Source organism: Sinomonas flava (assembly GCF_039531875.1).
Taxonomy (GTDB): Bacteria; Actinomycetota; Actinomycetes; order Actinomycetales; family Micrococcaceae; genus Sinomonas; species Sinomonas flava.
The window spans coordinates 113,144-120,317 of record NZ_BAAAQW010000010.1; the positions used below are offsets into that span (position 1 = coordinate 113,144).

6 protein-coding genes are annotated in these 7,174 nt (G+C 72.3%); 2 read left to right on the forward strand and 4 right to left on the reverse strand.

Going from position 1 to position 7,174, the window contains the following annotated elements:
- Positions 1–110: 110 nt before the first annotated feature.
- Both ABD298_RS15600 and ABD298_RS15605 read right to left on the reverse strand, forming a co-directional pair.
- A complete protein-coding gene (locus ABD298_RS15600) occupies positions 111–1,232 on the reverse strand; it encodes a flavin-containing monooxygenase (RefSeq protein ID WP_344300680.1) in 1,122 nt (373 codons plus the stop codon).
- A gap of 241 nt (positions 1,233–1,473) precedes the next feature.
- Positions 1,474–3,138, reverse strand: a complete 1,665-nt coding sequence (locus ABD298_RS15605; RefSeq protein WP_344300681.1) for a LuxR C-terminal-related transcriptional regulator — start codon at positions 3,136–3,138, stop codon at positions 1,474–1,476.
- 139 nt (positions 3,139–3,277) lie between these two features.
- Here ABD298_RS15605 and ABD298_RS15610 point away from each other — a divergent pair, with 139 nt between their 5' ends.
- Both ABD298_RS15610 and ABD298_RS15615 read left to right on the forward strand, forming a co-directional pair.
- The gene (locus tag ABD298_RS15610) at positions 3,278–4,345 is read left to right on the forward strand and encodes a zinc-dependent alcohol dehydrogenase family protein (RefSeq protein WP_344300682.1); all 1,068 of its coding nucleotides are present in this window, start codon (positions 3,278–3,280) and stop codon (positions 4,343–4,345) included.
- Positions 4,342–4,779, forward strand: a complete 438-nt coding sequence (locus ABD298_RS15615; protein WP_344300683.1) for a nucleoside deaminase — start codon at positions 4,342–4,344, stop codon at positions 4,777–4,779. Before ABD298_RS15610 ends, ABD298_RS15615 begins: the two co-directional genes overlap by 4 nt.
- Positions 4,780–4,838: 59 nt before the next feature.
- On the opposite strand, the gene ABD298_RS15620 is transcribed toward ABD298_RS15615, so the two are convergent.
- Together ABD298_RS15620 and ABD298_RS15625 are read right to left on the reverse strand one after the other, a co-directional pair.
- A complete protein-coding gene (locus ABD298_RS15620; RefSeq protein ID WP_344300684.1) occupies positions 4,839–5,645 on the reverse strand; it encodes an IclR family transcriptional regulator in 807 nt (268 codons plus the stop codon).
- A 105-nt stretch (positions 5,646–5,750) separates the two neighbouring features.
- The gene (locus tag ABD298_RS15625; protein ID WP_208711742.1) at positions 5,751–7,073 is read right to left on the reverse strand and encodes an MFS transporter; all 1,323 of its coding nucleotides are present in this window, start codon (positions 7,071–7,073) and stop codon (positions 5,751–5,753) included.
- Between the last annotated feature and the right edge of the window lie 101 nt (positions 7,074–7,174).

Consider the following 7,174-nt stretch of genomic DNA (forward strand, 5'->3'; position numbering starts at 1 on the left):
CCGTCGTGCTTCCCCCAGACCCGTCTGGGGGTCACGTCCTGAGGGTCACATCACGTGACCTCCAGGAGGTGACCTTCAGATGGGCTCTGCAGTTCAGGCGGGGCTGCGGCTCAGGCGTGGGCGCGGGTGCGGGCCGCGATCTTTTCCGCGACGAGACGGGCGTCCTTGCCGACGCCGCCCACGAGGTGTGAGTACAGCCCGCGCTGGAAGAGGAGGCCCACGAAGAAGAGGCCCGGGATGCCCTCGGCCGCGCCGTCGGTCTGCAGCGGATAGCCGTCCGGCCCTACGGCCAGGGAGCGGACAAAGGAGTACCCGTGGGTGTACCCGGTGCACCACAGGACGTTGGCCACGTCGAGCACCGTCCCGTCATCGAGCTGGGGCCTGCCGTCGGCCACGCCCACCGTGCGGGCCTGCACCCGGTGGACCCCGGCGGCGTCGAGGTCGGAGCGCTTCGTGCGCACGAGCGGAGCGCTGCCTGCACGGATCGCGGGACGCGCCTTGCGCCCTACCGGAGTCCGGAGTGTCAGGATGTAGTTCGCGAGGAACCAGAAGAGCGGCCCGCGGACGCGCTCGCCCCCCGGGATCTCCCCGGGATGGCGGCCGGAGAGCCACGTCTCGTGGCCGGCCCGGACGGACTCCAGGGCGAGGTCCGCGCCGGAGGTGCCGGCACCGACCACCAGCACGGGCCCGGGCAGCAGCTGGCCGGCATTCCGGTAGCCGCTCGAGTGCATCTGGCGGATCCCGGGATCGAGGGTCGCCGCGACGGCGGGAACCTTCGGCACGGCGTCGGCGCCGGTCGTGATCACCACGTTGTCCGCCCGCAGCTCGCCGTCGCTTGTCGCCACGCGGAACCCGCCGCCGTCGACGGCCTCCACCGAGGTAACGCGGACGCCGGTGCGGATGCGGGCGCCGAGCGACGCGGCGTACGACTCGAGGTAGTCGCCGAGCTCGCGGCCGGTGGGGAAGGCTGACTTCGGCCCGGGATACGGCATTCCCGGGAGGCCGTTGACGCGGGCCGGTGTGAAGAGCCGCAGGGAGTCGTAGCGCTCGCGCCACTGGTCGCCGATGCGGTCGCGGGCCTCGAGGACCACGCAGTCGAGGCCGGCGTCGGCGAGCCAGTGTGCCGTGGCGAGTCCGGCTTGGCCGCCGCCCACGATCACCGTGCCGATGCGGTGCTCCGCGGCGCTGCCGGCCGGAGCGGGAGAGGGAATGCGGGGCTGGGTGCTGGTCATACCTCGACGGTACGGCCGCGGATGGGGGCGCCGCGTCGGGCGGATCGTGTATCTGTGAGGCCGGCGGTATGGGCATTTGTGTGCAGGGACGGGACCCCGCAAGGGGCGGGACGGGACCCCGCAAGGGGTCGGACGGGACCCCGCAAGGGGTCGGACGGGACCCCGCAAGGGGCGGGACGGGACCCCGCAACGAGGGAGGGTGTGGGGCGGGGCAGGGCGCTGAGCGGGCGGGGGGCGGGGCTTAGACGAGGGAGTGGTCGTACGCGTAAGCCGTCGCCGCGGAGCGGGAGGCGATGCCGAGCTTGGCGTAGATGTTCGCGAGGTGCCGGGCGACCGTCTTCTCGCTGAGGACGAGTTCCTTCGCGATGGCACGGTTCGTGAGCCCCGCGGCCACGAGCCGCACCACCTCGACCTCCCGCTCCGTCAGGGGCATGGGCGACGGCGCGCGGCGCCACCCGCGGTCGGCGTCCGGCAGCGCCGCGAGGTCCGGCTGCGCGCCGAGCCGTTGGAAGGCCTCCCGTGCGGCGTCCACCTCGAGGGCTGCCGCCTCATCGTCCCCGAGTGCGGCGTAGCAGCGGCCGAGCGTCACCCGCACGCGAGCTTCGGGGTAGGGCATGCCGAGGTCGTGCCATGCGAGCGACGCGTCCCGCAGGCTCCGCACGGCCTGGGCCGCCTCACCCGCGGCACAGCACACCGTGCCCTCCGCGGTGAGCACACGGGCGCGGGACAGGGCGGCGGCCGGCCCACCCGAGGGCCCAGCCCTCTCGGCAATGGCGGCGATCTCGGCCGCGCCGGCCCGAGCGGCATCGATGTCTCCGACGGCGGCCATGACCTCCACGTATGCCGGGAGGAACTCGGCGCGCTCGGACCGCCGCGTGAGCTCGAGGCTCAGCCGGCGGGCCGAGACGGCTGCCGCGTCCGCCCGCCCTTGGGCCAGACGCAGGAGCATCAGCCCCGGCTCGGGCCGGCGCCCTGCGGAGTTCGCGAGGCGGTAGGCGTCCTCGGCGTCAGCGAAGCGCCCGGTGAGCCGGTGGATTTCTCCGAGCTGGTAGCCCGCCAGGCCCGTGTCGGCGGGAAGGAGCCGCTGCACCGCCCGGGCCGCCTCTTCGAGCGCGCCGGACCAGTCGCCGTCGAGCATCTTCACCTGGGAGCGGTGCACGAGGCACTGCCCGCGGAAGGGCACGAGGTCGGGGTGCTGGGCGCACCAGTCGGTGGCGGTGGCCGTCCACTCGCGGGCGCGGGCGAGGTCCTCGGACCGCAGCGAGGCCGAGATCACCGAGCAGTAGGCCACTCCGTTCACGATCGGCGTGTTCACCTCGCCCGAGGTCACGGTCGCCATCGCCTCGTCGAGCTCGGCGAGGCCTTCGCCGGTGCTGCCGAGCCGCAGGAGGGCCCAGCCGGCGCTCAGGCGCGAGAAGACCTCGGTGTCTGTGTCCCCGGCGGGGCGTGCGAGCGCGATGGCCTCGCGCGACAGCTCGAGCGCCCGGCGCGTGTCGGCAGGGTCCGACGAGGCGAGGGACCGGTGACCCAGGCCCGAGAGCAGCAGGGCACGCTCGGCGCCGAGCCGGGAATCGTCGACGATCCCTGCGAGCCGCCGGCCCCACGCTTCGGCGTGGGCCCGGTCTCCGCGGGTGTCGTGCGCGAAGGAGAGCCAGAAGGCGGCGCGTGCGGCAGCGGCGGCGTCGTCCGTCCCGAGGAAGTCGCGGAAGGCGCGGCCGAAGAGGTCGATGCTGCGGTCCTCGCGTCCCAGGAGGTAGGCGCTGAACGCGGTCAGCATGAGGTCGCTGCCGGGCAGCGGTGTGTCCGAGTCGGCGCGCTCGAAGGCCTCGAGGGCTCGGGTCCAAGACCCTGCCTCGTACAGCCGCCGGCCGTCGGCTGCGAGGGGAACGGAGCTGGGGACCGCCACGCTTCGAGGATAGATCGGAGTAGGTTGGAGCTGAACTGCCGAGCCGGACCACCGGGCTGATCCGCCGGGCCGGCCCGGCGGGTTGGACCGCCGGACCGCCGGGCTTCGCCCCGGTGCCCCACATGACCAAGGAGCATCCATGCGCGCCACCATGATCCACGGAACCCGCGACATCCGGGTCGAGGACCGCCCCGACCCGGAGGTGCTGCTGCCCGGCGACGCCGTGGTCCGGGTGACGGCCGCGTGCGTGTGCGGCTCCGACCTGTGGCCCTACCGCGGAGTGCGCGAGGTGACGGAGCCGAAGCCGATCGGGCACGAGTTCGTCGGCGTCGTCGAGGCAGTCGGCGACGAGGTGACTGCGGTGAAGCCCGGCGACTTCGTCATCGCGCCCTGGGCCATCTCCTGCGGGACGTGCCCGCCGTGCCGCAACGGCGTCCAGGTCGCGTGCGAGCACCGCGCCGCTTGGGGCGGCAGCGACGAGCAGGGCCTCCCGGTGGACGGCGGCCAGGGCGAGCGGGTCCGCGTTCCCATGGCGGACGGCACCCTCGTGGCCGTGCCGGGCGTGACCGACCCCGACGAGGCGCTCACCAAGAGCCTTCTCACCCTCTCCGACGTCATGGGAACGGGCCACCACGCGGCGGTCGCCGCCCATGTCGGGCCCGGCCGCAGCGTGGTGGTCGTGGGCGACGGCGCCGTCGGCCTCTCCGGGGTCCTCGCGGCCAGGCGGCTGGGCGCCGAGCGGATCATCGCGATGTCCCGGCACGAGGACCGCGCCGAGCTCGCACGCCAGTTCGGCGCCACGGATGTCGTCGCCGAACGGGGAGCTGAGGCCGCCGAGAAGGTCCGCGAGCTGCTCGGCGGGGTGCTGGCCGACTCCGTCCTCGAATGCGTGGGCACCAAGGAGTCCATGGACCAGGCACTCCGCTGCACCCGGCCGGGCGGAAGCCTCGGGTTCGTCGGCGTCCCCGCCGGCGGCGCGGAGCTGCCCATCGGCACCCTGTTCTCGAAGAACATCTCCGTGGCCGGTGGCGCCGCCTCCACCCGTCACTACCTGCCCGAGCTGCTCGAGGACGTGCTCTCCGGAGACATCAACCCGGGCCACGTGTTCGACTCGGTCATGCCGCTCGAGGAGGCCGCCGAGGCCTACAAGGCCATGGACGAGCGCCGTGCGGTCAAGGTCATGCTCGTCCCCGGGCTGCAGCGGTGACGCGCGACATCGGCTTCGAGGCGGCCCTCGAGGCGGCCCGGACGGGCCTCGCGGAAGGCGGCATTCCCATCGGCGCTGCCCTCGTCCGCGGGGGCGAGGTCCTCGCCGTCGGGCGCAACGAGCGGGTCCAGAACGGCGACCCGATCGCCCACGGGGAGATGTCCGCGCTCCGTGCCGCTGGCCGGCAGGCCACCTACCGCGACACCGTCCTCTACACGACCCTCGCGCCGTGCGCCATGTGCGCCGGGACCATCGTCCAGTTCAAGATCCCGCGCGTCGTGGTCGGGGAGCAGCGCACCTTCCCCGGCGAGCTGGAACTCCTGCGCTCGCGAGGGGTCGAGGTCGAGGTCCTCGACGATCCGCGGTGCGTGGCGATGATGGAGGCGTTCCAGCGGGATCAGCCCGCGCTCTGGGCCGAGGACATCGCCGAGTAGCCCGGTCCGAGGACGCCTGAGCCGGTGGCGCCGGGGCCCGAGGCTGCCGCAGCAGTGTCCTAGCTGGCCGCAGCCGCGACCGGGCTGCCGCCGAGGCGCCGCGTGATGTCCCGGGCAGCCTGGGCGCATGCCTCGCCGAGCACCTGCAGGTGCTCGGGGGAGATGCGGAAGCGGGGGGCCGAGATGAGCACGGCGGCCACGACGTCTCCGCGGTGGTCGAAGACCGGTGCGGAGACGCCGACCTCCTCGACGGAGGTCTCGCCGTAGTTGAGGGCGTACCCCCGCTGGGACACCTCGGCGAGGCGGCGCGCGAAGGCCTCCAGGCCGGCGTCGTCCGTCTCCGCCAGCGCGACAGTGCCCGCGCGGAGGAGCGCGCGGGCCCGTTCGGGCTGCTCGGCCGCGAGGAAAACCTGCACCGAGGCGGACACGGCGGTGCTGTAGCGGGTCCCGAGCGTCGTGGTGTGCTTGACCTGGTGCGGGCTCGGGATCTGCTCCACGGAGACGGCCTCCTGGCCGTTCCACTTCAGCAGCGCGCTCGTCTCCCCGGTCCGCTCCGTGAGTTCGCGCAGCACTGGATACGCCACGCGGCGCTCGTCGAGGTCGGCCAGGAGGGGGCCGGCGACGGCGATGAGCCCGAGGCCGAGCCGGTACCGGCGCGTCGGCTCGTCGCGCTCCACGAGCCCCTCCGACTCGAGGGTTGCCAGGATGCGGGAGACAGAGCTCTTGTGCAGCCCGACGCGGGCCGCGATGTCCGTCACCCCGATGAGGGGCTCGTCGACGCTGAAGCAGCGCAGCACCGCGATGGCATTCGAGATGGGGGACGACCCGCGCGCCTCAGCGGCCTCGCCGTTCACGCTTTCGATCATGGGACAACACCTTAGGGAATGAGGGATGCCTGGGGCCACACGGCGGGTGCGCGCACGACGGCGGGTGGGAGACCGCCGTCGTGCGCGCACCCGTTCTCAGGCACGTCAGTGGGCGAGGGGCCTGTTGGATGTCTCCTTCGCGCACAGGACGGCGACGAGGGAGACGGCAGCTGCGGCCACGAGATACCACGCCGGGGCGAGCTTGGTGTGCATCATCCCGATGAGCAGGGTCGCCATGAACGGGGCGGTGCCGCCGAAGACCGCGTTGGACAGGTTGAAGCTCACCGCGAATCCGGAGTAGCGGATGCGGGTCGGGAACAGCTCGGCGAGGAAGCTCGGGAGCGTGCCGTCGTTGAGGGTGAGCATCGCGCCGAGGGCGATCTGGACGAGGAGCACCATCGCGAAGCTTCCCGTGTCCAGGAGCATGAAGGCCGGGACGGTGAAGAGGATGAACGCCACCGAGGCGGTCAGGAGCACGCGCTTGCGGCCGAACCGGTCTGAGGCGAGACCCGTGAGGAAGATGAAGCCGATGTAGGTCGTCAGCGCGATCGTCGTGGCGAAGAAGGACTCCGTGGAGCCGAAGCCCAGCTCCTCGGAGAGGTAGGTGGGCATGTACGAGAGGATCACGTAGAAGCCCACGGCGTTCAGGAGCACCGCGCCGACGGCGAGGAGCAGAGCGCGCCAGTGCTTGGAGAACATGTCCTTGACCGGTGCGTGGGTGGTCTCGGCCTGGTCCTCGATGGCCCGGAACGCCGGCGTGTCCTCGAGCTTGGTGCGGATGTAGCGCCCGATCAGTCCCATCGGTGCGGCCAGGAGGAACGGCAGGCGCCAGCCCCACTCCGTCATCTGCTCCGGGGTCAGGACGATGGACAGGAGCGCCGCCAGGAGGGAGCCGAGCAGGAGGCCGGCGGCTGTGGAGGCGGGAACCACGGCCGCGTAGAGGCCGCGCCGGTTCGCGGGGGCGTACTCGACGAGGAACGCGGAGGCGCCGGCGTACTCGCCGGCGGCGGAGAAGCCCTGCACGACGCGGACGGCCAGGAGCAGGATCGGCGCCCCCACGCCGATCACCGCGTAGGACGGGATGAGCGCGATGCAGAACGTCGCGCCGCTCATGATCAGGATCGACAGGGACAGGGCGGTGCGGCGTCCGAGCCGGTCGCCGATGTGGCCCCAGACGAATCCGCCGAGCGGGCGGATGAAGAAGGAGATCGCGAAGACCGCGAACGTTGCGAGGAGGGCTGTCTGACGGTCCGTCTCCGGGAAGAAGGCCTGGGAGATCGTCGCCGCGAGGTACCCGTACACCGCGTAGTCGAACCACTCGACGAAGTTGCCGAAGAAGCTGCCCCACAGGACGCGGCGGCGTGCGTCTTTGCTGATGCCGTCGGCCTGCTGGATGTCGGAGGGGGCTGTGGAGTTCTCAGTGCTCAAAGGAAACCACCAGTATCTTGGGGTTGCGTTTAGCGCAACTCGATTGCACCAATGTAGGTTTCTTTGAGCGTGTGGTCAAGGTCACCTGATCATGTGACGCG